At 70.9% G+C, this 22,819-nt stretch carries 22 protein-coding genes; 15 read left to right on the top strand and 7 right to left on the bottom strand.

The window, feature by feature from the left end; translation table 11 throughout:
* Positions 1-25 precede the first annotated feature (25 nt).
* Together QF027_RS13635 and QF027_RS13630 are read left to right on the top strand one after the other, a co-directional pair.
* Positions 26-1,042 (top strand): C40 family peptidase, encoded by a 1,017-nt coding sequence (locus tag QF027_RS13635; RefSeq protein WP_307074738.1) that lies wholly within the window; start codon positions 26-28, stop codon positions 1,040-1,042.
* Between the two features lie 33 nt (positions 1,043-1,075).
* Positions 1,076-2,269, top strand: coding sequence for a hypothetical protein (locus QF027_RS13630; RefSeq protein ID WP_307074735.1), 1,194 nt, complete (start codon positions 1,076-1,078; stop codon positions 2,267-2,269).
* Here the strand turns inward: QF027_RS13630 and QF027_RS13625 are convergent.
* On the bottom strand, positions 2,257-2,787 hold the full coding sequence (locus QF027_RS13625; RefSeq protein ID WP_306982677.1) for a PadR family transcriptional regulator: 531 nt from the start codon (positions 2,785-2,787) through the stop codon (positions 2,257-2,259). The genes QF027_RS13630 and QF027_RS13625 overlap by 13 nt on opposite strands.
* 89 nt (positions 2,788-2,876) lie before the next feature.
* On the opposite strand from QF027_RS13625, the gene QF027_RS13620 reads away from it, so the two are divergent.
* Positions 2,877-4,190 (top strand): MATE family efflux transporter, encoded by a 1,314-nt coding sequence (locus QF027_RS13620; RefSeq protein ID WP_306982679.1) that lies wholly within the window; start codon positions 2,877-2,879, stop codon positions 4,188-4,190.
* On the opposite strand, the gene QF027_RS13615 is transcribed toward QF027_RS13620, so the two are convergent.
* Entirely contained in the window at positions 4,148-5,389 is a 1,242-nt protein-coding gene (locus QF027_RS13615; RefSeq protein WP_307074733.1) for a glycosyltransferase 87 family protein, read from the bottom strand. The two genes, QF027_RS13620 and QF027_RS13615, sit on opposite strands and share 43 nt — an antisense overlap.
* A 132-nt stretch (positions 5,390-5,521) precedes the next feature.
* On the opposite strand from QF027_RS13615, the gene QF027_RS13610 reads away from it, so the two are divergent.
* Both QF027_RS13610 and QF027_RS13605 read left to right on the top strand, forming a co-directional pair.
* Positions 5,522-6,664: a glycosyltransferase family 4 protein gene (locus QF027_RS13610; RefSeq protein ID WP_306982683.1), complete on the top strand. Its 1,143-nt coding sequence runs from the start codon at positions 5,522-5,524 to the stop codon at positions 6,662-6,664.
* Between the two features lie 83 nt (positions 6,665-6,747).
* A complete protein-coding gene (locus QF027_RS13605) occupies positions 6,748-8,328 on the top strand; it encodes a GMC oxidoreductase (RefSeq protein ID WP_307074731.1) in 1,581 nt (526 codons plus the stop codon).
* Between the two features lie 19 nt (positions 8,329-8,347).
* On the opposite strand, the gene QF027_RS13600 is transcribed toward QF027_RS13605, so the two are convergent.
* Positions 8,348-10,144, bottom strand: a complete 1,797-nt coding sequence (locus QF027_RS13600; protein ID WP_307074730.1) for an AMP-dependent synthetase/ligase — start codon at positions 10,142-10,144, stop codon at positions 8,348-8,350.
* Between the two features lie 335 nt (positions 10,145-10,479).
* Here QF027_RS13600 and QF027_RS13595 point away from each other — a divergent pair, with 335 nt between their 5' ends.
* From QF027_RS13595 to QF027_RS13570, 6 genes are all read left to right on the top strand, one after another.
* Complete coding sequence (locus QF027_RS13595; RefSeq protein WP_306986733.1) at positions 10,480-11,235, top strand: metallophosphoesterase family protein; 756 nt, start codon at positions 10,480-10,482, stop codon at positions 11,233-11,235.
* A gap of 83 nt (positions 11,236-11,318) precedes the next feature.
* Positions 11,319-11,759 (top strand): SRPBCC family protein, encoded by a 441-nt coding sequence (locus QF027_RS13590; RefSeq protein ID WP_306982688.1) that lies wholly within the window; start codon positions 11,319-11,321, stop codon positions 11,757-11,759.
* A gap of 148 nt (positions 11,760-11,907) precedes the next feature.
* Entirely contained in the window at positions 11,908-13,065 is a 1,158-nt protein-coding gene (locus QF027_RS13585; protein ID WP_307074729.1) for an ArsA family ATPase, read from the top strand.
* A gap of 57 nt (positions 13,066-13,122) precedes the next feature.
* On the top strand, positions 13,123-13,611 hold the full coding sequence (locus QF027_RS13580) for a DUF5304 domain-containing protein (protein WP_057611807.1): 489 nt from the start codon (positions 13,123-13,125) through the stop codon (positions 13,609-13,611).
* 67 nt (positions 13,612-13,678) lie between these two features.
* On the top strand, positions 13,679-14,632 hold the full coding sequence (locus tag QF027_RS13575; protein WP_031061936.1) for an ROK family glucokinase: 954 nt from the start codon (positions 13,679-13,681) through the stop codon (positions 14,630-14,632).
* Between the two features lie 84 nt (positions 14,633-14,716).
* Entirely contained in the window at positions 14,717-15,424 is a 708-nt protein-coding gene (locus QF027_RS13570) for an endonuclease/exonuclease/phosphatase family protein (RefSeq protein ID WP_307074727.1), read from the top strand.
* A 6-nt stretch (positions 15,425-15,430) separates the two neighbouring features.
* Here QF027_RS13570 and QF027_RS13565 read toward each other — a convergent pair whose 3' ends face one another.
* Complete coding sequence (locus QF027_RS13565) at positions 15,431-16,036, bottom strand: hypothetical protein (RefSeq protein WP_306982693.1); 606 nt, start codon at positions 16,034-16,036, stop codon at positions 15,431-15,433.
* A complete protein-coding gene (locus tag QF027_RS13560) occupies positions 16,029-16,808 on the bottom strand; it encodes an alpha/beta hydrolase (RefSeq protein WP_059206010.1) in 780 nt (259 codons plus the stop codon). Before QF027_RS13560 ends, QF027_RS13565 begins: the two co-directional genes overlap by 8 nt.
* Positions 16,809-16,952: 144 nt before the next feature.
* On the opposite strand from QF027_RS13560, the gene QF027_RS13555 reads away from it, so the two are divergent.
* The 4 genes from QF027_RS13555 to QF027_RS13540 are packed head-to-tail and all read left to right on the top strand — an operon-like array spanning position 16,953 to position 20,730.
* A complete protein-coding gene (locus tag QF027_RS13555) occupies positions 16,953-17,711 on the top strand; it encodes a lysophospholipid acyltransferase family protein (protein ID WP_306982697.1) in 759 nt (252 codons plus the stop codon).
* A gap of 39 nt (positions 17,712-17,750) precedes the next feature.
* Positions 17,751-18,977 carry a MacS family sensor histidine kinase gene (macS, locus tag QF027_RS13550; protein WP_307074725.1) on the top strand — a complete coding sequence of 409 codons (1,227 nt, stop codon included), beginning with the start codon at positions 17,751-17,753 and terminating at the stop codon, positions 18,975-18,977.
* Positions 18,974-19,648 (top strand): response regulator, encoded by a 675-nt coding sequence (locus QF027_RS13545; RefSeq protein ID WP_306982702.1) that lies wholly within the window; start codon positions 18,974-18,976, stop codon positions 19,646-19,648. The genes macS and QF027_RS13545 overlap by 4 nt, the downstream gene beginning before the upstream one ends.
* A 53-nt stretch (positions 19,649-19,701) precedes the next feature.
* The gene (locus QF027_RS13540; RefSeq protein WP_266380753.1) at positions 19,702-20,730 is read left to right on the top strand and encodes a 6-phosphofructokinase; all 1,029 of its coding nucleotides are present in this window, start codon (positions 19,702-19,704) and stop codon (positions 20,728-20,730) included.
* 11 nt (positions 20,731-20,741) lie between these two features.
* On the opposite strand, the gene QF027_RS13535 is transcribed toward QF027_RS13540, so the two are convergent.
* Both QF027_RS13535 and QF027_RS49600 read right to left on the bottom strand, forming a co-directional pair.
* Positions 20,742-22,634: an anthranilate synthase family protein gene (locus tag QF027_RS13535; protein ID WP_306982705.1), complete on the bottom strand. Its 1,893-nt coding sequence runs from the start codon at positions 22,632-22,634 to the stop codon at positions 20,742-20,744.
* Between the two features lie 101 nt (positions 22,635-22,735).
* A complete protein-coding gene (locus QF027_RS49600; RefSeq protein WP_225886213.1) occupies positions 22,736-22,792 on the bottom strand; it encodes a trp operon leader peptide in 57 nt (18 codons plus the stop codon).
* Positions 22,793-22,819 lie beyond the last annotated feature (27 nt).

The raw sequence follows: 22,819 nt of genomic DNA, 5'->3' as shown, positions 1-22,819 counted from the left end.
GCCAGTGGAAGGAGCGCGGCTTCCCGTGGGGTCCCATCGCCGCCTTGTCCAGACGTCCGGGTTCAACCGGGGCGCCGGTGCCGCCCTGTCCGTGCTGTCCGCGGCGGCCGCCGCGCTCGGCGCCGTACCGGCCGTCGCCGCCCCGTCCGACGACACCCGGGCCGAGGTGGACCGTCTCTACGAGGAGGCCGAGCACGCCACCGAGGCCTACAACAAGGCGGACGAGCGCGCCGACTCGCTGCGCGAGGAGGTCGGAACCGCGCAGGACGAGATCGCGCGGCAGCAGGAGCGCATCAACTCCATGCGGGAGGCGCTCGGTTCGCAGGCCGGCGCCCAGTACCGCTCCGGCGGCCTCGACCCGTCCCTCGCGCTGCTGTTCTCCGACGACCCGGACGAGTACCTCGACAAGGCCGCCGTCCTCGACCGGATCAACGCCCATCAGGCGGGTGCGCTCAAGGACCTCCAGGAGGCCATGCGCGAACTCGCCCAGGAGCGCAGCGAAGCGGCACAAAAGCTCGGTGAACTGGAGAAGAGCCGCAAGGCCGTCGCCTCCCACAAGCGGACCGTCGAGAGGAAGCTCGCCAGAGCGCGCGAGCTGCTCAACTCCCTGCCGTCCGACGAACGCGCCGCCTACGACCGGGCCTCCCGCTCCGGCCGCTCCGGGATGTCCGACCTCTCGGGTGCGGTGGCGCCCTCGGGCCGGGCGGCCGCCGCGGTGGCCGCCGCGCAGTCCGCGATCGGCATGCCGTACGTGTGGGGCGCCAACGGGCCCACCGGCTTCGACTGTTCGGGCCTGATGCAGTGGGCCTACGCCCAGGCCGGCGTCTCCCTGCCCCGCACGTCCCAGGCCCAGCGCTACGCCGGCCGCCAGGTCCCGCTCTCCCAGGCGCGCCCCGGCGACCTGGTCACCTACCGGGGCGACGCCAGCCATGTCGGCATGTACGTCGGCAACGGTCAGGTCGTCCACGCCCCCTATCCCGGTGCCCCGGTGCGCTACGACCCGGTGGGCATGATGCCGGGGGCGACGGTCACGCGCCCCTGACCGACGGCTCCGATACCCGTACGATCGGGAAACATGGCTGGTCGAAGGCGGGCGTCGAAACACGGTGTCGTGGTGCTGTGCCTGCTGCTGACCTCGCTGGTGGCCTGCGGCGGGAGGCCGACGGCCACCGACACCGCGAAGGCCGACGTGCAGCGCGTCCTCGACCGGCGGGCCACCGCTGTCCTCGACCGGGACAAGGCGGCGATCGCCGAGACGGGCACCGCGAGTTGGTTCGAGGACGTCAGCGCGGTGCCGCTCGCCTCCTGGTCCTACAAGGTCACCGGCGTCCACCGCAGCGGCTCCACCGCCACCGCCGACGCGGAACTGCGCTACCAGGTCCAGGGCTACGACAGTGCCCCCGTCACCGTCGCCCGCACCCTGGCCCTCTCCCTGGACGCGTCCGACCAGTGGTACGTCGTCGGTGAGGAGCCCGCCAAGAAGGCCCCGCAGCAGCTGTGGGACCAGGGCGAGGTGACCGTCGTCCGCGGAAAGCACAGTCTGGTCCTCGGCGTCGGACAGTCCGGTGAGAAGCTGCACTCCTTCGCGGATCTGGCCGACCATGCCGTGCCCGCCGTGTCGGACGCCTGGGGCACCGCGTGGTCCCGGCACGTCGTCGTTCTCGTACCGAGGTCCGTGGCGGGGATGGGGGGCCTGCTCGGCTCGCCCGCCTCCTCGTACCGTGGGATAGCGGCCGTCACCACCGGCGAGACCGGCGCCCCGGCGCAGGCGCCCGCGGACCGGATCATCGTCAACCCCGACGCCTACGGCCTCCTCGGCACTGTGGGCGGGCAGGTCGTGCTCACCCACGAGACCACCCATGTCGCCACCCGCGCCGACACCACCGCCGCGACTCCGCTGTGGTTGTCGGAGGGGTACGCCGACTGGGTCGGTTACCGCGGCACCGGACGCACCCCGGCCGAGGCCGCACCGGAGCTGGGAGAGGCCGTCGCCGAGCGCCGGGTGCCGACGGTCCTGCCGTCCGACGCGGACTTCGGTTTCGCCGGCAGCGCGACCGCGCTCGCCACGTCCTACGAGAGCGGCTGGATGGCCTGCCGGATGATCGCGGACCGGTGGGGCGAGGCCGAGCTGGGCGAGTTCTACCGGGCCGTGGGCACGCACACGAAGCGGCCGGGGGCGGTGGAGGAGGCCATGGCGAAGGTGCTCGGCACCGACCTGAAGGCATTCACGGCCGAGTGGCGGGAGTATCTGCGGGCTCAGCTCGGCTGATCCAACCGCTCGATGGCTTCCGCCAGCCACGCCCGCTCGGCCTGGCCGGTCGCCCGCGCCACCCGCAGCATGCCCTGCCGGAACAGGTCGTCCGTCTCCTCCGCGCCCACCGGTTCGCCGCCGTCGTAGAAGAAGCTGGTCGGCGTCTGGAGGAAATCCAGCCGCCGGCGCAGTACGGCTGCCTGCTCCCGCCGGTCCGGCAGGTGCCGCAGGAACGCGAGGACGGTGTTGAAACGGACCTGGTCGGTGATCTCGGCCTGTTTCGGGTGCCGCAGCCGCTCCAGCAGTTCCTCGCGCCCCAGACCGGTCAGTGACAGCGTCCGACGAGGGGCCGCACTCGCGCCCGGCTCCGCCCGCTCGTCGAGCTTGCCCGCCGTGACGAGACGCGTGATCGCCGGATAGAGCGCGCCGTCGCTGACCGGGCGGACATGGCCGGTGAGCGCCTTGATGCGCTCCTTGAGTTCGTAGCCGTGCAGGGGTTCTTCGGCGAGGAAGCCGAGGATCGACAGCTCCAGCACTGCATTCCTCCTTGCGGGGGTCGTGACGTCATGCTACCTCTTATCGAGCTATCTCTATTCGAGGTAGCTCGAATAGAGGGGGACTCCGGATGAACAGCCATCGCAAACAACTCGTCGTGCTCGCCCATCCCGTCTACCTCGGCCTGCTGGCCTCCGTCGCCGCCGGGATCATCAACACCGTGTGGGTCTCCCGGCTCGGCGGGCCCGCCGTCGCCGCCGTGGCCGTCGCCACCAACACCGAGAACGTGCTGCTCGGCGTGGCGCTCGTCTTCGCCTCCGGGACGACCGTGCTGGTGGCGCACGCCCGGGGCGCGCGGGATCCCGGCGGGGTGCGGGCGGCCGTGCGCGGCGGCGTGGCGCTGTGGGCGCTGGTCACCCCGGTGGTCGCCGTGGGCGGCTTCCTGCTGCGCGAGCCGCTGGCCCGGCTGGTGCTCGACGGCGGGCGGGCCGTGTCCCTGGCCACCGCCTACTTCGCGATCTCGATGCCCGGCATCGCCGTCTTCTTCGCCCAGCAACTCGTCGACGGCATCCTCAAGGGCGCCGGCGACACCCGGACCCCCATGCGGCTCGCTCTCCTCGCGAACGGGCTGATCCTGGTGGGCGATCCGTTCCTGATCCACGGGTACGGCGTCCAGGGCGCCGCGACCTCCACCGTGCTGTGCCGGGGCCTGACCCTCGGGGTGGGACTGCTCGCCCTGCGCCGGAACACGCTGCTCCGATCGCGCCCGGGTGGCCCGGCCGGTGTCCCGCTGCGCGCGACGCTGACCACCGGGCTGCCCATGGCCGCCGACTTCACCGTGCGCCAGGGCGGCGCGCTCGTGCTGATGGCGATCGTTGCGCGGCTCGGGGTGACGGCGGTGGCCGCCTACTCCCTCGCGTACAAGGTCATGTACGTGGCAACCATGGCCTTCTACGCCGTTCGGCAGGCCGCCTCCATCCACACCGCGCACCTGCGGGGCGCCGGACGGGACGCGCGGCGGGTGATCGGGCGGGAGGCGGCGGTCGTGTCCGGCGCGGTGGGGCTCGTGGCGGCGGTGCTGCTCTTCGTGACCGCCCCCTGGATCATGGCCGCCTTCGGCGCGGGCCCCGAAGTCGCCCACGACGGCGTGCTCTTCCTGCGCTGCGTAGGGCCGTACCTGCTGCTGATGGCGTGCTTCATCGCGCTCGGCGGGGTCTTCGAGGGCAGTGGACAGGCGCGGGCGCTGCTGCGGGTGACGCTGCTCGGCACGGTGGCCCAGCTGGTGCTGGCGTACGGCTGCACGGGCCTCGGACTGCCCGGCGTGTGCCTGGCGATGGCGCTGGCCATGGCCCTTCAGTGCGGAGTGGTGACGGTGCTGTTCCGGCGGACGCGTGCCGGGGTTCAGGAAGAGGCGGAGGCCTCCTGGGCGGGAGCCTCGGCCTGATCCGGCACCGGGACCGCCAGGGCGGGCTTGTGGACCGTCGCCTTCCACAGCTCGCGCATGCCGATGACGGTGGCGAGAACCAGCAGGCCGTTGCGCGCGATCAGGAGGACGATGCCGCGTGGGGTGCTCCCCACGACGTCCGCGAACCAGATCGGGAACTCCAGGACCGTCACGAAGCACGCCATGAGCACCATGACGGCCGGCACGCCCATCCGGCTCGCGCGAAAGCACAGACAGGCCGCCGCGAGACCGACCAGCCACACCATGTACTGCGGGCTGATCACGCGGCTGGTGGTGGTGAACATCAGCACCGCCACCAGCGCCGCGTCGGCCGCCGTGTGCGCCTCGAACCGGGTGGCCGCGAGCCGCCACAGCAGCAGCAGTCCGAAGGCCATGCCGGTCAGCGCGAGCGCGGCGGTGCTGACCATGGTCACCCAGGGGCCGAGGAACTCGACCGAGCCGTAGTTGAGCAGGACCGAGCCCTCCCAGCCGTGGTGCCGGGCGATGTGGAAGACCAGCGAGCCCAGCGACTCCACCTCGGTGCCCCGCTCCCGCTGGAAGGTCAGGAAGGCGAAGGCCCCGGGCATCGCGACGGAGAACAGTCCGGCCACCACCACGACCGTCACCGTCGCCGCGGCCCAGACGCTCCGCCTGCGGATCCCGACGAGGATCAGCGCGGGCCACACCTTCAGCAGCGCCCCGAACCCCACCAGCGCCCCGGCAACCTTCGGATGCCGGGCGGCCGCCAGGACCGCGGCGACGGCCACCACGGTCACCATCACGTCGTAGCGGGAGTAGACGGTCGGGCCGAGCAGGGGTACGCCCGCCACCCACACCCAGGCTCCCCGCAGCCGCCGTCCGGGGCGCACGCCCGCGTACAGCAGCAGGAGGAGGGCGGCCAGGTCCGCGGCGAAGGCCATGAGGAAGAAGGCCTGCGTGTACTCCAGGAAGGGCAGCAGCGCGGGGGAGAGGATCGCGAGCGCCGCGGCGGGCGGATACTGCCAGGTCACGTCGGACTGCGGGAACGTTCCGGTGCGCAGGACGTCGTACCAGCCCTGGTAGATGACCGACACGTCACTGGTGACGTCCGGCCCGGGGAAGGCGTACACCTTGAAGACGAACAAAAGCAGCAGCAGCCTGGTCACGCCCCAGGTCAGCAGCAGCCACGTCAGGCACCGCCGCACGCCCGTCGTCTCCACGTGGTTCCCCGCCGTTCGCCGTCGCCCTGAAATGGTTGCTTGAGGAGAACATGATGTCCCGCTCTCCTGTGAGGGTGCCATAAGAGCAGCCGTCCCCGGCTGTGAGCTGCCGGTTCGGTAGGGTCGGCGGCGATGCACAAGACCCTGATCGTGACGAACGACTTCCCGCCCCGCCCGGGTGGCATCCAGGCGTTCCTGCACAACATGGCGCTGCGGCTCGACCCCGAGCGCCTGGTCGTCCACGCCTCCACCTGGAAGCGGAGCCGGGAGGGCGTCGAGGCGACCGCCGCCTTCGACGCGGAGCAGCCCTTCACCGTCGTACGGGCTTCCACGACCATGCTGCTGCCGACGCCCGGGGCCACCCGCAGGGCCGTCGGGCTGCTGCGTGAGCACGGCTGTACGTCGGTGTGGTTCGGGGCGGCCGCGCCGCTAGGGCTGATGGCGCCGGCGCTCAGGAGGGCGGGTGCCGAGCGACAGGTCGCCACGACCCACGGGCACGAGGCCGGGTGGGCCCAACTGCCCGCAGCGCGGCAGCTGCTGGGCCGGATCGGGGAGTCGACCGACACCATCACCTACCTCGGCGAGTACACCCGCTCGCGGATCGCCGGCGCGCTGACGCCGCAGGCGGCCGGGCGGATGGTGCAGCTGCCGCCGGGCGTCGACGAGAAGACCTTCCATCCCGGCTCGGGCGGCGACGCCGTGCGGGCGCGGCTGGGGCTGACGGAGCGGCCGGTGGTCGTGTGCGTGTCCCGGCTCGTGCCGCGCAAGGGGCAGGACACGCTGATCCTCGCCATGCCGCGGATCCTCACGAAGGAGCCCGACGCCGTTCTGCTGATCGTCGGCGGCGGGCCCTACGAGAAGGAGCTGCGCCGGCTCGCCCGCGAGACCGGTGTCGCCGACTCCGTGCGCTTCACCGGAGCCGTGCCCTGGGCCGAGCTGCCCGCCCACTACGGCGCCGGGGACGTCTTCGCGATGCCGTGCCGGACCCGCCGGGGCGGGCTCGACGTCGAGGGGCTCGGGATCGTCTACCTGGAGGCCTCCGCGACCGGCCTGCCGGTCGTCGCCGGGGACTCCGGAGGTGCCCCGGACGCGGTCCTCGACGGCGAGACCGGCTGGGTCGTGCGCGGCGGATCGGTCGAGGAGACCGCCGAGCGGATCGTCGTCCTCCTCGGCGACGCGGAACTGCGGAGGCGCATGGGGGAGCGGGGACGGGAGTGGGTCGAGGAGAAGTGGCGATGGGATTTGTTGGCGGAAAAGTTGAAGACCCTGCTATAGCCGGAGGCCGATAATCCGCCGATGCTGCGCGCATGACAGTAAAACTGATACAGCGTCATCTGACTAGACGTCAGATCCTTGGTATGGCCGCCCTCCAGACGGCGGCCACTCTCGGCTTCACCCGTGTCGGGCTCCAGTCGGCCCGCGCGGACGAGCCCGCCGCGGTCGAGTCCGCGCCCGCCATCGTCGTCGGATCCGGTTACGGCGCCTCCGTCGCCGCCCTGCGCCTCGGCCAGGCCGGCATCCGCACCCTCGTCCTCGAGATGGGCCGGCTCTGGAACACCGCCGGCCCCGACGGCAACGTCTTCTGCAACACCGCCAACCCCGACCAGCGCTCCATGTGGTTCCGCACCCGCACCGAGGCGCCGCTGGCCACCTTCCTGTGGCTGGACGTCGTCAACAAGGACATCACGCCCTACCCCGGCGTCCTGGACCGCGTCCGCTTCTCCCACATGTCTGTCTTCGTGGGCCGCGGGGTCGGCGGCGGCTCCCTGGTCAACGGCTCGATGGCGGTCACCCCGCTCCAGTCCTACTTCGCCGAGCAGTTCCCGGGCGTCGACACCGCGGAGATGTACAACACGTACTTCCCGCGCGCCCGCGCCATGCTCGGCGTCAACACCGTCGACCCGGCCTGGTTCGAGTCGACCGAGTGGTACCAGTTCAGCCGGGTCTCCCGGAAGCACGCCGGCAACACCGGCCTGAAGACCACCTTCGTGCCCAGCGTCTACGACTTCGGCTACATGCAGCGCGAGGCCGCCGGTACCGCCACCAAGTCCGCCCTCGGCCAGGAGGTCATCTACGGCAACAACCACGGCAAGAAGAGCCTCGACAAGACGTATCTGGCGTCCGCGCTCGGCACCGGCAACGTCACCATCCACACCATGGAGAAGGTCACCGGGATCAGCCGGGCGGGCGACGGCAGTTGGGTGCTGACCGCCGACCGGATCGACTACACCGGCGCGGTCGTCGAGACCAAGCAGTACGGCTGCACCTATCTGTTCCTGGGCGGCGGCAGCCTGGGCACGAGTGAACTGCTGCTCCGGTCGAAGCAGTCGGGGACCCTCCCGGCGCTGGACGCGAGCGTCGGGGCCGGCTGGGGCCCCAACGGCAACGTGATGCTCGGGCGGGCCAACCATCTGTGGGACACCGTCGGCGCCAACCAGTCGACCATGCCGGTCATGGGCATCGACGACTGGGCCAACACCGACAACCCCGTCTTCGCCGAGATCGCGCCTTTGCCCACGGGACTCGAGCACTGGGTCAGCCTCTATCTGGCGATCACCAAGAACCCGCAGCGCGCCAGATTCTCGTACGGCAGCGGGGGACTGGGCCTCGACTGGAGCAGCGCGCAGAGCTCGGTCTCCTCCGGCATGGCCAAGAAGCTCTTCGACCGGATCAACTCCGCCAACTCGACCATCTACCGGTACGACCTCTTCGGCTCCCCCAGCAGGGTCTTCGCCGACGACTTCACCTACCACCCGCTGGGCGGCTGTGTGCTGGGCAGGGCCACCGACAACTACGGCCGGGTGAAGGGCTATCCGAAGCTCTACGTCACCGACGGCTCGCTGATCCCCGGCAACATCGGGGTCAACCCGTTCGTCACCATCACCGCGCTCGCCGAACGCACGATGGCGCGGGTCCTCGCCGAGGACACCGCGCCATGACGCTCTTCCCACAGGCGTTCTACTTCGCGTAGATCGCCTCGATCTCGTCCGCGTAGTCCTTCGCCACCACGTTCCGCTTGAGCTTCAGCGAGGGCGTGAGGTGGCCCGTCTCCTCCGTGAACTGGGAGGACAGAATGCGGAACTTCCGCACCGATTCCGCCTTCGACACCGCGGCGTTGCCGTCGTCGATCGCGGCCTGGATCGCCGCGTTCAGGTCCGCGTCCCCGGCCAGCGACGCCGCGGTGGAACCCGCCGGCTTGCCGTGCTCCTCGGCCCAACGGCCCAGGAACTCCTCGTCGACGGTGATCAGCGCGCCCACGAACGGCCGTCCGTCGCCCACCACCATGCACTCCGCGACCAGCGCGTGCGCACGGATACGGTCCTCGATCACGGCCGGCGCGACGTTCTTGCCGCCCGCGGTGACGATGATCTCCTTCTTGCGACCGGTGATCCTGAGGTAACCGTCCTCGTCGAGGGTGCCGATGTCACCGGTGTGGAACCAGCCGTCGGTCAGCGCCTCGGCCGTGGCGGCCTCGTTGTTCCAGTAGCCCTTGAACAGGTGCTCGCCGTGCAGCAGCACCTCGCCGTCGTCCGCGATCCGGATCACCGAGCCCGGCAGCGGCTGACCGACCGTGCCGATCTTCGTGCGGTCCCACGGGTTGAACGCGGTCGCGGCACAGGACTCGGTCAGGCCGTAGCCCTCCAGGACCGTGAAGCCGATGCCGCGGAAGAAGTGGCCCAGGCGCTCGCCGAGCGGGGCGCCGCCGGAGATGGCGTACTCGCCCTTGCCGCCGAGGACCGCGCGCAGCTTGCTGTAGACCAGTTTGTCGAAGGTCTTGTACTTGATCTTCAGGCCGAGCGACGGACCCGACGGGGTGTCCAGAGCCTTGCTGTAGGCGATCGCCGTGTCGGCGGCCTTGTCGAAGATCTTGCCCTTGCCGTCCGCCTGCGCCTTGGCGCGCGCCGAGTTGTAGACCTTCTCGAAGACACGCGGGACGCCCAGGATCAGCGTCGGCCGGAAGGACGCCAGCTCGTCGGTGAGGTTCTTGATGTCCGGGACCATGCCCAGCTTGATCGGCGCCATCATCGGCGCGATCTGCACGAGCCGGCCGAAGACGTGCGCGAGTGGCAGGAAGAGCAGCACCGAGCACTCACCGGTGCGGAACAGCGGGCGCAGCCGCTCCACGATGTTGCCGCACTCCGCGAAGAAGCTGCGGTGGGTGAGCACACAGCCCTTGGGGCGGCCGGTGGTGCCGGAGGTGTAGACGATGGTCGCCGGGTCGTCGGCCTTCGCCAGCGAGCTGCGCTCCTCCACGGCCGCGTCGCTGATGTCCTTGCCCGCGCGGGCCAGCTCCTCGATCCCGCCGCCCTCGATCTGCCAGACGTGCTTGAGGGCGGGCAGTGAGTCGCGCACCGACTCGACGGCCGCGGTGTGACCGTCCAGCTCCACGACGCAGGCGGTCGCGCCCGAGTCGCCGAGGATCCACTGGATCTGCTCCGGCGAACTGGTCTCGTACACCGGCACGGTGATCGCGCCCGCGCTCCAGATCGCGAAGTCGAGCAACGTCCACTCGTAGCGGGTACGGGACATCAGGCCGACCCGGTCGCCCGGCTGGACGCCGGAGGCGATGAGCCCCTTGGCGGCGACGTGCACCTCGGCCAGGAACGCCGTGGCCGTCACGTCCTGCCACTGACCGCCCACCTTGCGGGCGATGACGGCGACGTCGGGATGCTGCGCGGCGTTTCTACGGACGATGTCGGTGAGATTGCCGTCCGCAGGGACCTCGTACAAAGCCGGAAGGCTGAACTCGCGCAAGACTGCTGCTCCTCATAGGGCGCCGGCGCCACGACGTTGTGTGATGCGACGGTCGGTCCAAGGCTCGGGCAGGTGCTCAGAGATTCAGTAATTGAAAGCTGAGCACGACTGGACTGCCCGGACGTTACCCGCCGGTATGGCTTCTTCGACAGGGGGTCCCGGCGAGATGTTCGCTGCGTCACACGGATTGGGGTTCTTCGCGCACAGTAGTCCACCTGCTTACTGACTGGCCAGTAACCGCAGGACCGGTCGGCTCTGTTCACGTATGCCGCACAGGCTTACTCTTGATCGTCATGGCACCCACACCGGCCGGAAACCGGAAGACGCGCGTACACGTGGTCAGCGATGTGCACGGCAATGCCCGTGCCCTGGCCAGAGCCGGCGAGGGTGCCGACGCCCTGATCTGCCTGGGTGACCTCGTTCTCTTCCTCGACTACGCCGACCACTCGCGCGGGATCTTCCCCGACCTGTTCGGGACGGAGAACGCCGACCTGATCGTGGAACTGCGCACCGCCCGCCGTTTCGAGGAGGCGCGAGAGCTCGGGGCCCGGCTGTGGGGCGGAATCGGCGCCGACCGGGCCTCCGTGATCGAGAAGGCGGTGCGCAAGCAGTACGCCGAGATGTTCGCCGCCTTCCCGACACCGACGTACGCGACCTACGGCAATGTCGACATGCCGCCTCTGTGGCCGGAGTACGCGGGACCCGGTACGACCGTGCTCGACGGCGAGCGGGTGGAGATCGGCGGCTGGACGTTCGGCTTCGTGGGCGGCGGCCTCAGGACCCCCATGCGGACGCCGTACGAGATCAGCGACGAGGAGTACGCGGCGAAGATCGAGGCGGTCGGCGAGGTGGACGTGCTGTGCACACACATCCCGCCGGAGGTGCCGGAGCTGGTGTACGACACGGTGGCGCGGCGGTTCGAGCGGGGGAGCCGGGCGTTGCTGGACGCGATCCGCCGCACCCGGCCCCGGTACTCGTTGTTCGGTCACGTCCACCAGCCTTTGGTCCGGCGGATGCGGATCGGGGCGACCGAGTGCGTGAACGTGGGGCACTTCGCGGGGAGTGGGAAGCCGTGGGCGCTGGAATGGTGAGTCCGGACGCGCGGTAGCCTTCACGCTGCACAGACGTGCGTACCACCCTTCCTCACCGGACCGTATCTGGAGGAGCCACGGCGATGGCGGAACACACCAGTTCGAGCATCACGATCGAAGCTGCGCCTGCCGACGTCATGGCGGTGATCGCGGACTTCGCCCGCTACCCGGACTGGACGGGCGAGGTGAAGCAGGCGGAGGTCCTCTCGACGGACGCCTCCGGCCGGGCCGAGCAGGTCCGGCTGGTCATGGACGCGGGTGCCATCAAGGACGACCAGGTCCTCGGCTACACATGGACCGGCGAGAACGAGGTCTCCTGGACGCTGGTGAAGTCCCAGATGCTGCGGCAACTGGACGGTTCGTATGTGCTGAAGCCGACGGGCGCGGGGGCGACGGAGGTCACGTACCTGCTGACGGTCGACGTCAAGATCCCGATGCTCGGCATGATCAAGCGCAAGGCGGAGAAGGTCATCATCGACCGGGCGCTGGCGGGGTTGAAGAAGCGGGTGGAGTCGGGGAAGTAGGGGTCCGCGAATCGGCTGCGGGCCGGTGGGGGCCGGTCGCGCAGTTCCCCGCGCCCCTGGGTAGGTGCAGTCACGCCGGCTGCAACGCGCCCGCGGCCGCAAGAGCGCGCAACCAGGCACGTCTTTGTGTCCGTTACGGTTCACCCCTATGCGCACCATCCTGATCACCGGCCCCGGCGGCAGCGGTCGTACGACGGTCGCCGCCGCCACCGCCCTACGCGCCGCAGGCGACGGCCTCCGCACCCTGGTGCTGAGTGCCGACCGCACGGACACCCTGGGCACGACGCTCGGCGCGACAACGGGCCCCACCCCTACCCGGATCACCCCGAACCTCACCGCCTGGCGCCCCGACGCCACCGCCGGTTTCCGGGATGATCTCGCCCGCTTCCAGGACCGTGCCTCCCACGTGCTCGACCTGCTCGGCGCCTCCCGCCTGGACACCGAGGAGGTCACCCCCCTGCCAGGCGCCGAGGAACTCACCCTCCTGCGGGCCCTGCGCGACGCGGCGCTCTCCGAGCGGCACGAGCTGCTCGTCGTGGACCTGCCGCCCACCCAGCAGGCCCTCGCCCTCCTCTCCCTCCCCGAGGAACTCCGCCGCTACCTGCGCCGTCTGCTCCCGGCCGAGCGCCAGGCCGCCGCGGGCCTTCGCCCCATGCTCGGAAGGCTCGCCGGCGTCCCCATGCCCTCGGAGTGGCTGTACGAGACCGCCGCCCGCTGGGACACGGAACTCGGCGCGGTCGAGGCCGTCCTCGCCGATCGAGGGACCGTCGTGCGACTCGTCGCCGAACCCGGCCCCGCCGGCACCGACGACGTACGGTCCGCAAGCCTCGCCCTCGCCCTGCGCGGCCTGCGCCCCGACGCCCTGATCGCCAACCGCGTCGTATCGGAGGAGTGGCCCGCCGGCCTGGTCGCCCAGCAGCGCAAGGCCGTGGAGGAGTGGCAGGAGCCGTACGACGTCCATGCCGTCCCTCATCTCGGCCACGACCCGCGCGGCGCCGACGACCTCAGCGCCCTCGCCGTCCCCGAGGTCAACGACACGACGTCCACTGTCGAGTGGCCTGTCGTGGATCACCTCGCCGAGGACGGCGTCCTGGTGTGGCACCTCCCGCTGCCCGGCGCCATACGCGACGAGCTGGAACTGATCCGGCGCGGCGACGAACTCCTCGTCAGCGCGGGGCAGTTCCGCCGGATCGTCCCGCTGCCCTCGGCCCTGCGCCGCTGCACCGTCGCCGGCGCCGCCCTGCGCGAGGGCGAGCTGCGGATCCGGTTCGCGCCGGACCCGGATCTGTGGCCCCGGACCCCGTGAACCGTGTACGCCCGTTCGGGTAACGTCGTAGGGACGAACCGTAGTCAGGAGGTCGTCATGAGCGAAGAGCTCCCCCCGTCCGACGCCGGAGACCGCGAGCCCGTGGACTCCGTGGACGAGGTACGGGCGACCGACGCCGACGCGTGGGCGACGGCGGTCGCGGAGGACCTCGCGGCGGAGAAGGCCCGCCGCCGCACCCAGTACGGCCCGCCCCCGGGCTCGGCCGCCGAGGAGCTGCGCAAGCTCGTCGACAACGTCGCCGAGAAGCTGTCCGGCCTCCAGTCCCCGCTCCTCGGTGGCATCGCCGGACCCGCCGCCCAGCAGGTGGTCAAGCAGGTCGTCCAGCAGGCCAAGGCCGCGGTCGAGCCGGTCATCGAACGCAACCCGGACGTCTTCGACCACCTTGCCGCCGCGGGGGGCGAGCTCCTCGCCGCCTACCGCTCCGCGGTGCAGGCACAGGAGCAGCGCTGGAGCCGCCGCGACGACGACACCCTGCGCGACCGGGGCGAGGACCCCGGCCCCGGCGAGCGCATCGACTTGGACTGAAACCCCCTGACGGCAGGGGCTCGGGTACGGTTGGCCGTAGCGGGGCTCGACCGAAACTGAGGGATTCATGGGACTCACCATCGGCGTCGACATCGGCGGCACGAAGATCGCGGCCGGCGTGGTCGATGAGGAAGGCAACATCCTCTCGACCCACAAGGTGCCGACCCCGGGCACGGCCGAGGGCATCGTGGACGCGATCGCCTCGGCGGTGGAGGGCGCGCGCGCCGGGCACGCGATCGTGGGCGTGGGCATCGGTGCGGCCGGATACGTCAACCGCCAGCGCTCGGAGGTCTACTTCGCGCCCAACATCCACTGGCGCAACGAGCCGCTGAAGGAGAAGGTCGAGACCCGAGTCGGCCTTCCGGTCGTCGTGGAGAACGACGCCAACGCGGCCGCGTGGGGCGAGTACAAGTTCGGCGCGGGCAAGGGCCACCGCAACGTCATCTGCATCACCCTGGGCACCGGCCTCGGCGGCGGCATCATCATCGGCAACAAGCTCCGCCGCGGCCACTTCGGTGTGGCGGCCGAGTTCGGCCACATCCGCATGGTGCCCGACGGTCTCCTGTGCGGCTGCGGCAGCCAGGGCTGCTGGGAGCAGTACGCCTCCGGCCGCGCCCTGGTGCGCTACGCCAAGCAGCGTGCCAACGCCACCCCGGAGAACGCCGAGATCCTCCTCGGTCTCGGCGACGGCAGCCCCGACGGCATCGAGGGCAAGCACATCTCCATGGCCGCCCGCCAGGGCGACCCGGTGGCCGTCGACTCCTACCGCGAGCTCGCCCGCTGGGCCGGCGCCGGCCTCGCCGACCTGGCCTCCCTCTTCGACCCCTCCGCGTTCATCGTCGGCGGCGGCCTCTCCGACGAGGGAGAGCTGGTCCTGGACCCGATCCGCAAGTCCTACAAGCGCTGGCTGGTGGGCGGCAACTGGCGTCCGGTCGCCGACGTCATCGCGGCCCAACTGGGCAACAAGGCGGGTCTGGTGGGCGCGGCGGACCTGGCGAGAGAGCCCGACCCGATCATGTAAACAGGCATGGAGTGGACCTCCTCAGGGGCGCGGGGCCCTCGCACACACCTCGCGCCCCTCCCTCCTGGGCGTAAATTGATCCACATGGTTCCGGTCAAAGTCCTGAGCTACAACATCCGCTCGATGCGAGACGACACAGACGCGCTGGCCCGAGTCATCAAGGCCTGCGAACCCGATCTCGTACTGATCCAGGAAGCCCCCCGCTTCTTCCGCTGGCGCAAGAAGCTGGCAAGGCTGGCGTCAGCCACGGGACTGGTCATCCTGACCGGCGGCGGCACAGCGGCGGGCCCCGCGATCCTCTGCAACCTGCGGGCAACGGTCGAACGTACGGAAGACGTCCTCCTCCCTCTCACTCCCGGCCACCACAGAAGAGGCTTCGCCACAGCCGTCGTACGACTCGGCGGCGCCCGCCTCGGCGTCCTGAGCTGTCACCTGTCGTTGCAGGAGGACGAGCGCTACGACCAGGCGGGGATGCTCCTCGACCGCGTCGCCGGCATGGGCGTGGACCACGTCATCGCGGGCGGCGACCTGAACGACCGCCCCACCGGCCGCACCTTCAGGCGCCTCGCCACGAACCTCCAGGACTGCTGGGCGACCAGCCCGACGGGCGCCGAACACACCTGGACCCACTCGAAACCCCACCAGCGCATCGACGCGATCTTCGCCACGAAGGGCATCGAGGTGCTCGGCTGCGGAGTCCCCACGCACCTCCCCGGGATCACGCAGGCAGACATGAGGGCGGCCACCGACCATCTTCCGGTCCTGGCCGCCCTCGGAATCCCCGCGAACTGAGCCGGACTAGACCACGGCACCCCGCCCGGGATCCTCGTCGTCCTCGTCGTCCGCCCGCATCCGCGTCACCAGCGTGACGAAGCCACCCAGGAACCCGCCGATCCCCGCCGTGGCCAGCCACCACGTCATCTCCCAGCCGAGCAGCACCGCGACCAGCAGCAGAACCGGGCCGCCCAGCACTCCCAGCCAGGCGAACCTCGAGGTGGTGTCGGCGGACGGCAGCGGTGGCGGCTCCGGGGGGACGAAGTGCCCCTCGTCGTCCTCCTCGAAGTCCTCCTCGGACGGCTCGGGCGCGCTGTAGTCACGAGGCCCGACGCCGGGTGCGAAGGCGACGGAACCGCCCAGCGGCTTCGCCGGGTTCTCGTCCTGCTTCGGCGCGTCCTTCTTCGCCCCGTCCTTCGTGGGCTGCGTCTCCGTGATCGTCGGCTCGTCGTTCGTCTCGGTCTCGAGCAGCGCGAGATCCTCGACCGACTTGAACGGCTTCGTGCCCGGCGGGTCTTTCGGCTCCTCGCCGTACCCGGCCACGATGGCCGCCCACGCGGCCTCCTCGTCGAACGGGACGCCCTGCTCGTCCGGCTCGCGGTCCTCGCGGTCGGAGTCGTGCTCAGCCACGTGCGGCCGTCCCTTCGCTGCCGATGCCGGTGGTGTGCCGGCCGATGAACGCGAGGCTCTCGTCGAAAATCCGCTCCGCGTCATGGTCCAACGTCGCCACGTGGTAGCTCTGTTCCAGCACGATCTCAGTTACGTCCGTCGACGACACCCGGCTCAGCACACGCGCGGAATCGGCCGCCGGCACCACATGGTCCTGGGCGCTGCGCAGCACCAGCAGCGGCTGGGTGACCTGCGGCAGCTCGCCGTCGACCTGCCGGAAGAAGGTGCGCAGGGAGTGCGCAGCGTGCAGCGGCACCTTGTCGTACCCCAGCTCGACGCTGCCCTCCTTGGCGATGTCGCTGGCGATCCCGGGCGCCGTACGGACGAAGTGGCGGGCCACCGGAAGGGCGTACGGCGCGAGGCCGTGCATGCGGTTCGCCGGGTTGACGACCACGACGCCGCTCACCGCGTCCCCGTGCTTGGCGGCCAGCCTGAGGGCCAGGGTGCCGCCCATCGACAGGCCGGCCACGAACACGGAGGTGCAGCGCTCGCTGAGGGCGCGCAGCTCGCGGTCCACCTCGGCGTACCAGTCCTGCCAGCCGGTGAGGGCCATGTCCTGCCAGCGGGTGCCGTGCCCGGGCAGGAGCGGCAGGGAGACCGTCAGGCCGTGCTCGGCGAGGTGCTGGGCCCAGGGGCGCAGCGACTGGGGGGAACCGGTGAAGCCGTGGCAGAGAAGGACACCGGCCTCCCCGCCCTCATGGCGGAACGGCTCGGCTCCGGGGAGGACCGGCACCTAGGTCTCCTGTTCATGAAAGAAGCGTGAGCAAGTCCAGGTGAGGTTCACCGTACGCGACCGCACTGACACCGACCAGGGCCGTCGGGCTGTTTGACAGGGCTCCGGGTTAAGGTCTCATCGACGCACACAGGAGGCACTCGGTTGTTGTACGGCACGATGAAGGTCGCCATCGGAGGGCCGCTGAAGGTCGCCTTCAGGCCCTGGGTGGAAGGCCTCGAGAACATTCCCGCCGAGGGCCCCGCCATCTTGGCGAGCAACCACCTGTCCTTCTCCGACTCCTTCTTCCTGCCCGCGGTCCTCGACCGCAAGGTCACCTTCATCGCGAAGGCCGAGTACTTCACCACGCCCGGGGTGAAGGGCCGCCTCACGGCCGCCTTCTTCAAGGGCGTCGGCCAGCTCCCGGTGGACCGCTCCGGCGCGCGCGGCGCGGGCGAGGCGGCCATCAAGAGCGGCCTCGACGTGCTGGAGCGCGGCGAGCTGTTCGGCATCTACCCCGAGGGCACCCGTTCACCCGACGGCCGCCTGTACCGCGGCAAGCCCGGCGGCCTCGCGCGCGTGGCGCTCGCCTCCGGCGCCCCCGTCATCCCGGTCGCGATGATCGACACGGAGAAGATCCAGCCGCCGGGCAAGGTCATGCCCAAGTTGATGCGGCCGGGCATCCGCATCGGCGAGCCCCTGGACTTCAGCCGCTACCAGGGCATGGAGCACGACCGTTTCGTGCTGCGCGCGCTGACCGACGAGGTCATGTACGAGATCATGAAGCTCTCCGGCCAGGAGTACGTCGACATCTACGCGACCGCCGCCAAGCGGCGGATCTCGGAAGCGGCCAAGGCCGAGAAGGCGGCCAAGGCGGCTGCCGCGAAGGCCGAGCAGGACAAGCCCGGGCAGCCGGCGTCCTAGGATCCTGGGACACGGCAGTCGGAGCCCAGGGGTGGGGACATGGTCAAGCAGGTGCGCGTCATGCGCATGTCGGTCGAGCAGCCGCTGTGGCGTGCGCTGACCGGGTACCGGGTGCTCACCATGCTGTACGCGGTCGGGCTCTTCGCCACCGCGTACGACGAGTTCGACCGGCCCGGCATCGCCATCGCCTACTACGTCGTCCTGTGCGTGTGGACGTTCGCCACGCTGCCCCGCGTCCAGAACGCGGCCGCCTGCACCAAGCGCTTCCTCGCCGTCGACCTCGCGATCGCGGTCACCGGGATCGTGCTGACCCCACTGGTCGTCAACGACCACCACATCGACAGCGGCGGCCCCACCCTGCCGTCGATATGGACGGCAGGTTCCGTCCTCGCGTTCGCCATCAAGGGCGGCTGGCGCTGGGCCGCGCTCGCCTCCACGCCGGTCGCCGCCGCCAATCTGTTCGAGCGCGGGCACCCGGCCCGCGACACCGTCCACAACGTGATCCTCGTCTGGGTCGCCTCCATCGCCATCGGCTACGTCGTCGAGGTCGCCCGCGCCTCCGAGCGCACCCTCGCCCGCGCCCTGGAGATCGAGGCGGCGACCCGGGAGCGGGAGCGGCTGGCCCGCGACATCCACGACAGCGTCCTCCAGGTGCTCGCCATGGTGCAGCGCCGGGGCGCGGTCATGGGCGGCGAGGCGGCCGAGCTGGGCCGGATGGCCGGCGAGCAGGAGGTGGCGCTGCGCACCCTGGTCTCCGGCGGCCTGACCTCGGTCTCCCGGGTCTCGCGGGACGCGGCCCAAGGGGCGGTCGTCCACGTCATCGACGACGGGCCGGACGACCGGCCGGACGATGGGCCGCTCGACCTGCGCGCACTGCTCGCCCCGTACGCCTCGGCGAAGGTCTCCCTCGTCGAGCCCGGCGCCCCCGTCCCGCTGCCCCCGCCCGCCGCGCGCGAGCTGGCCGCGGCCGTCGGGGCAGCACTGGACAACGTCCACCGGCATGCCGGTGAGCACGCGCGTGCGTGGATCCTCGTCGAGGACGAGCCCGACGAGGTGATCGTGACCGTACGGGACGACGGACCCGGCATCCCCGAGGGGCGGCTCGCCCAGGCCGAGGGCGAAGGGCGGCTCGGGGTGGCCCTGTCGATCCGGGGCCGACTGCGCGACCTCGGCGGGAGCGCCGAGCTGATCTCGCCTCCGGGACAGGGCACGGAGGTCGAACTGAAGGTACCGAAGGTCTCACGGGGGAAGGCAGGACAGCGATGAACGACAAGGGTCCGATCAAGGTCATGGTGGTCGACGACCACCCCATGTGGCGCGACGCGGTCGCCCGGGACCTGGCCGAGTCCGGCTTGGACGTGGTCGCGACGGCGGGCGACGGCGACCAGGCCGTACGCAGGGCCAAGGCGGCGGACCCCGACGTGCTGGTGCTCGACCTGAACCTGCCGGTGAAGCCCGGCGTCCAGGTCTGCAAGGAGCTCGTCGGGCACAACCCGGCACTGCGTGTCCTCGTGCTGTCCGCGAGCGGCGAGCACGCCGACGTACTGGAGGCCGTGAAGTCGGGCGCGACCGGGTATCTGCTGAAGTCGGCGTCGACCGAGGAACTCCTGGACGCGGTCCGCCGCACGGCCGTCGGAGACCCCGTCTTCACGCCCGGCCTCGCGGGGCTGGTCCTCGGTGAGTACCGCCGCCTCGCCACCGATCCCGCGCCCACCACCGACCCCGACCGGCCCAGGGCCCCGCAGCTCACCGAGCGCGAGACCGAGGTGCTGAGGCTGGTCGCCAAGGGCCTGAGCTACAAGCAGGTCGCCGAACGTCTGGTGATCTCCCACCGCACGGTCCAGAACCACGTCCAGAACACTCTCGGCAAGCTGCAACTCCACAACAGGGTCGAGCTCGTCCGGTACGCCATCGAACGAGGCCTCGACGACGAGTGAGACGCGCGTCACACTGACCCTTCGTCAGGCACCTGCGGCGAAGGGAACTGTCCATGCGCGTCGGAGTACTGACCGGAGGCGGCGACTGCCCCGGCCTCAACGCCGTCATCCGGGCCATCGTCCGCAAGGGCGTTCAGGAGTACGGCTATGACTTCACCGGCTTCCGGGACGGCTGGCGGGGTCCACTGGAGGACGCCACCGTGCGTCTCGACATCCCGGCCGTGCGCGGCATCCTGCCCCGCGGCGGCACCATCCTCGGCTCCTCCCGCACGAATCCGCTGAAGCAGGAGGACGGCATCCGCCGGATCCAGGAGAACCTGGCCGCGCGGGAGATCGAAGCGCTCATCGCCATCGGTGGCGAGGACACCCTGGGCGTGGCCGCGCAACTGTCCGACCGGCACGGCGTGCCCTGCGTCGGCGTACCGAAGACCATCGACAACGACCTCTCCGCCACCGACTACACCTTCGGCTTCGACACCGCGGTCGGCATCGCCACGGAGGCCATCGACCGGCTGCACACCACCGCCGAGTCCCATATGCGCGTACTGGTCTGCGAGGTGATGGGCCGCCACGCCGGCTGGATCGCCCTGCACTCCGGCCTCGCGGGCGGCGCCAACGTCATCCTCATCCCCGAGCAGCGCTTCGACGTCGACCAGGTGTGCGCCTGGATCACCTCGCGCTTCAAGGCGTCGTACGCCCCGATCGTGGTCGTCGCCGAGGGTGCCATGCCGAAGGACGGCGACGTGGTCCTCAAGGACGAGTCGCTCGACTCCTTCGGACATGTGCGGCTGTCCGGCGTCGGCGAGTGGCTGGCCAAGCAGATAGAGAAGCGCACCGGCAAGGAGGCCCGCACGACGGTCCTCGGGCACATCCAGCGCGGCGGCACCCCCAGCGCCTTCGACCGCTGGCTCGCCACCCGCTTCGGCCTGCACGCCATCGACGCCGTCCGCGAGGGCGACTTCGGCAAGATGGTCGCCCTGCGCGGGACGGACATCGTGCGCGTGCCGATCGCGGAGGCGACGGCGAAGCTGAAGACGGTGGATCCGAAGCTGTACGAGGAGGTGGGGGTCTTCTTCGGCTGACGTCGGCGAGTTCAGGGCCGAAGCGGGGTCCGGGGGCAGGCGCCCCCGGACGTGCTGGTGCCCCGCAGCTGACCCACCAGCTCCCGAACGACGGCGGCGCCGTTCAGTGTCAGCACCGACTCGGGATGGAACTGCACCCCCGCGAACCCGGGTCCGCGCAGGGCATGGACCTCGGTGTTGCCGGCCCGGCTGACCTCGATCCCGTGCGCGGCCAGCTCCTCGGCCACCTCGTCGTCGCAGCGCGCCACGAAGCTGTTGTAGAAGCCGACCGTCTCCGGCCGCCCGAACAGGTCGATGGCCGTCTGCGCCCCCTGGTACGGCACCTCCTTCCGTACGATCTCCAGGCCCAGCTCGGCCGCGATCAGCTCGTGGCCCAGGCAGACGCCGAGGACGCCGTGCCGGTGGCCGCGGACGACGAGCGCGGTCAGGTCACGCAGGAACCGCATCTTGGGGTCGTCCAGGTCGGACGGATCGCCGGGACCGGGGCCGAGGACGACGGGCCCCTCGTGCGCGAGCACGGCGTCCCTCAGGCCCGGTTCGTCGTAGCGCCGCACGGTCACGTCCAGTCCGCCCGAGCGCAGCACATGCGCCAGCATCGAGGTGAAGGTGTCCTCGCCGTCGACCACGAGGGCGTGCCCTTCGAGCCCGTACGACCGCTCCTGCATCCGCAGCCAGAAGGGGGCGAGGTTCGTGCGCCGCCCGTCGAGCGCGGCACGCACACGTGGGTCGTCGGCGAGACTCACGCGCGGGTGCTCCGCACGGGGCCGGGACGGTCGTACGCCGAGAGCCGCCAGTACCCCCGCCGCCTTGGCGTGGGTCTCCGCGACCTCGCTCACCGGGTCCGAGCCGCGCACGAGGGTCGCGCCGACGGGGACCTTGAGGCGGCCGTCGGTGGAGATGTCCGCGGTGCGGATGAGGATGGGGGAGTCGAGGGTCTGCGCCCCGCCGGAGTCCCGGCCGAGCAGCGCCAGCGCGCCGGCGTAGTACCCGCGCCCGCCGACCTCGTGCCGCTCGATGACCCGGCAGGCGTTCTGCACGGGCGAACCGGTGACGGTGGCCGCGAACATGGTCTCCTTCAGGACCTCCCGCACGTCCAGCGAGGACTTCCCGCGCAGTTCGTACTCGGTGTGCGCGAGGTGGGACATCTCCTTCAACCGGGGCCCGATGACGACCCCTCCCATGTCACCGACGGTGCACATCATCTTGAGCTCCTCGTCGACGACCATCGACAGCTCCTCGATCTCCTTGCCGTCGGCGAGGAAGTCGAGCAGGTGCTCGGGGGTGGGGCCCTCGGCGGGATAGCGGTACGTCCCGCTGATCGGGTTCATGACGACGGTCCCGCCGGACATCCGGACGTGCACCTCCGGGCTCGCGCCGACCAGGGTCCGCTCGCCGGTGTGCACGACGAAGGTCCAGTACGCGCCCCGCTCGCCCTCCAGGAGCCGCCGGAACAGGGCGAGCGCGTCCGCGCGGGAGAACCCCGGGATCCCGCCCTCGTAGGTTCGCCGGATCACGAAGTTGGCACCCTCGCCGCGCCCGATCTCCTCGTGCAGCACCCGTCCGACGATCTCGGCGTACTCCTCGTCGGCCACGTCGAAGCCGCCGTTCTCGACACGGACGTCGTGGGCGGGAAGCTGCGCGAGGGCCTCCGTGAGAGAGAGGGCGTGGGTCTGCTCGGGCGTCAGCACCGCGAGCGGCGTCCCGTCGTCCCGCACGTCGAAGCCGCGCTCGCGGATCTGACGGAAGGGTACGAGCGCCAGGCCCTCGTCGGGGAGGTCGGCGAGACGGTCGTAGGTGCTGACCGAGCCGACGAGCAGTTCGACGGTGTTCTCGTCGTGGCCCGGGGTGCGGCGGCGGAGCAGGGCGAAAGGGCGGTCGTCGTGCAGGAGCTGGTTCAGGTCCATGATTCCTCGTCCGTCTTCTGTCAATGGCGGTGAGGAACGACCCCGGAAACACCGAAGGCCGCCCCTCGGGCGGCCTTCGCGAAGTCTTGCGTACGCGCTTGTCAGTGGGCCGCCGGATGAGCGGTCCACCACCAGTTCTGGGTCGAGTGCGCGTACATGGCGCGGATCTTACACCCTTTTCCTTC

The sequence above is a fragment of the Streptomyces canus genome, assembly GCF_030816965.1.
Taxonomy (GTDB): domain Bacteria; phylum Actinomycetota; class Actinomycetes; order Streptomycetales; family Streptomycetaceae; genus Streptomyces; species Streptomyces canus_E.
The sequence above is the reverse complement of the archived record's forward strand: the minus strand, read 5'-3'. Positions and strand labels throughout refer to the sequence as shown.

Bases quoted from the DNA above. Each gene is read 5' to 3' on its own strand.
- QF027_RS13540 (WP_266380753.1), top strand. From the start codon at position 19,702: ATGCGCGTCGGAGTACTGACCGGAGGCGGCGACTGCCCCGGCCTCAAC.
- QF027_RS13535 (WP_306982705.1), bottom strand. From the start codon at position 22,634: ATGGACCTGAACCAGCTCCTGCACGACGACCGCCCTTTCGCCCTGCTC.
- QF027_RS13580 (WP_057611807.1), top strand. From the start codon at position 13,123: ATGAGCGAAGAGCTCCCCCCGTCCGACGCCGGAGACCGCGAGCCCGTG.
- QF027_RS13575 (WP_031061936.1), top strand. From the start codon at position 13,679: ATGGGACTCACCATCGGCGTCGACATCGGCGGCACGAAGATCGCGGCC.
- QF027_RS13620 (WP_306982679.1), top strand. From the start codon at position 2,877: ATGAACAGCCATCGCAAACAACTCGTCGTGCTCGCCCATCCCGTCTAC.
- QF027_RS13590 (WP_306982688.1), top strand. From the start codon at position 11,319: ATGGCGGAACACACCAGTTCGAGCATCACGATCGAAGCTGCGCCTGCC.
- QF027_RS13610 (WP_306982683.1), top strand. From the start codon at position 5,522: ATGCACAAGACCCTGATCGTGACGAACGACTTCCCGCCCCGCCCGGGT.
- QF027_RS13630 (WP_307074735.1), top strand. From the start codon at position 1,076: ATGGCTGGTCGAAGGCGGGCGTCGAAACACGGTGTCGTGGTGCTGTGC.
- QF027_RS13545 (WP_306982702.1), top strand. From the start codon at position 18,974: ATGAACGACAAGGGTCCGATCAAGGTCATGGTGGTCGACGACCACCCC.
- macS (WP_307074725.1), top strand. From the start codon at position 17,751: ATGGTCAAGCAGGTGCGCGTCATGCGCATGTCGGTCGAGCAGCCGCTG.
- QF027_RS13585 (WP_307074729.1), top strand. From the start codon at position 11,908: ATGCGCACCATCCTGATCACCGGCCCCGGCGGCAGCGGTCGTACGACG.
- QF027_RS13605 (WP_307074731.1), top strand. From the start codon at position 6,748: ATGGCCGCCCTCCAGACGGCGGCCACTCTCGGCTTCACCCGTGTCGGG.
- QF027_RS13570 (WP_307074727.1), top strand. From the start codon at position 14,717: ATGGTTCCGGTCAAAGTCCTGAGCTACAACATCCGCTCGATGCGAGAC.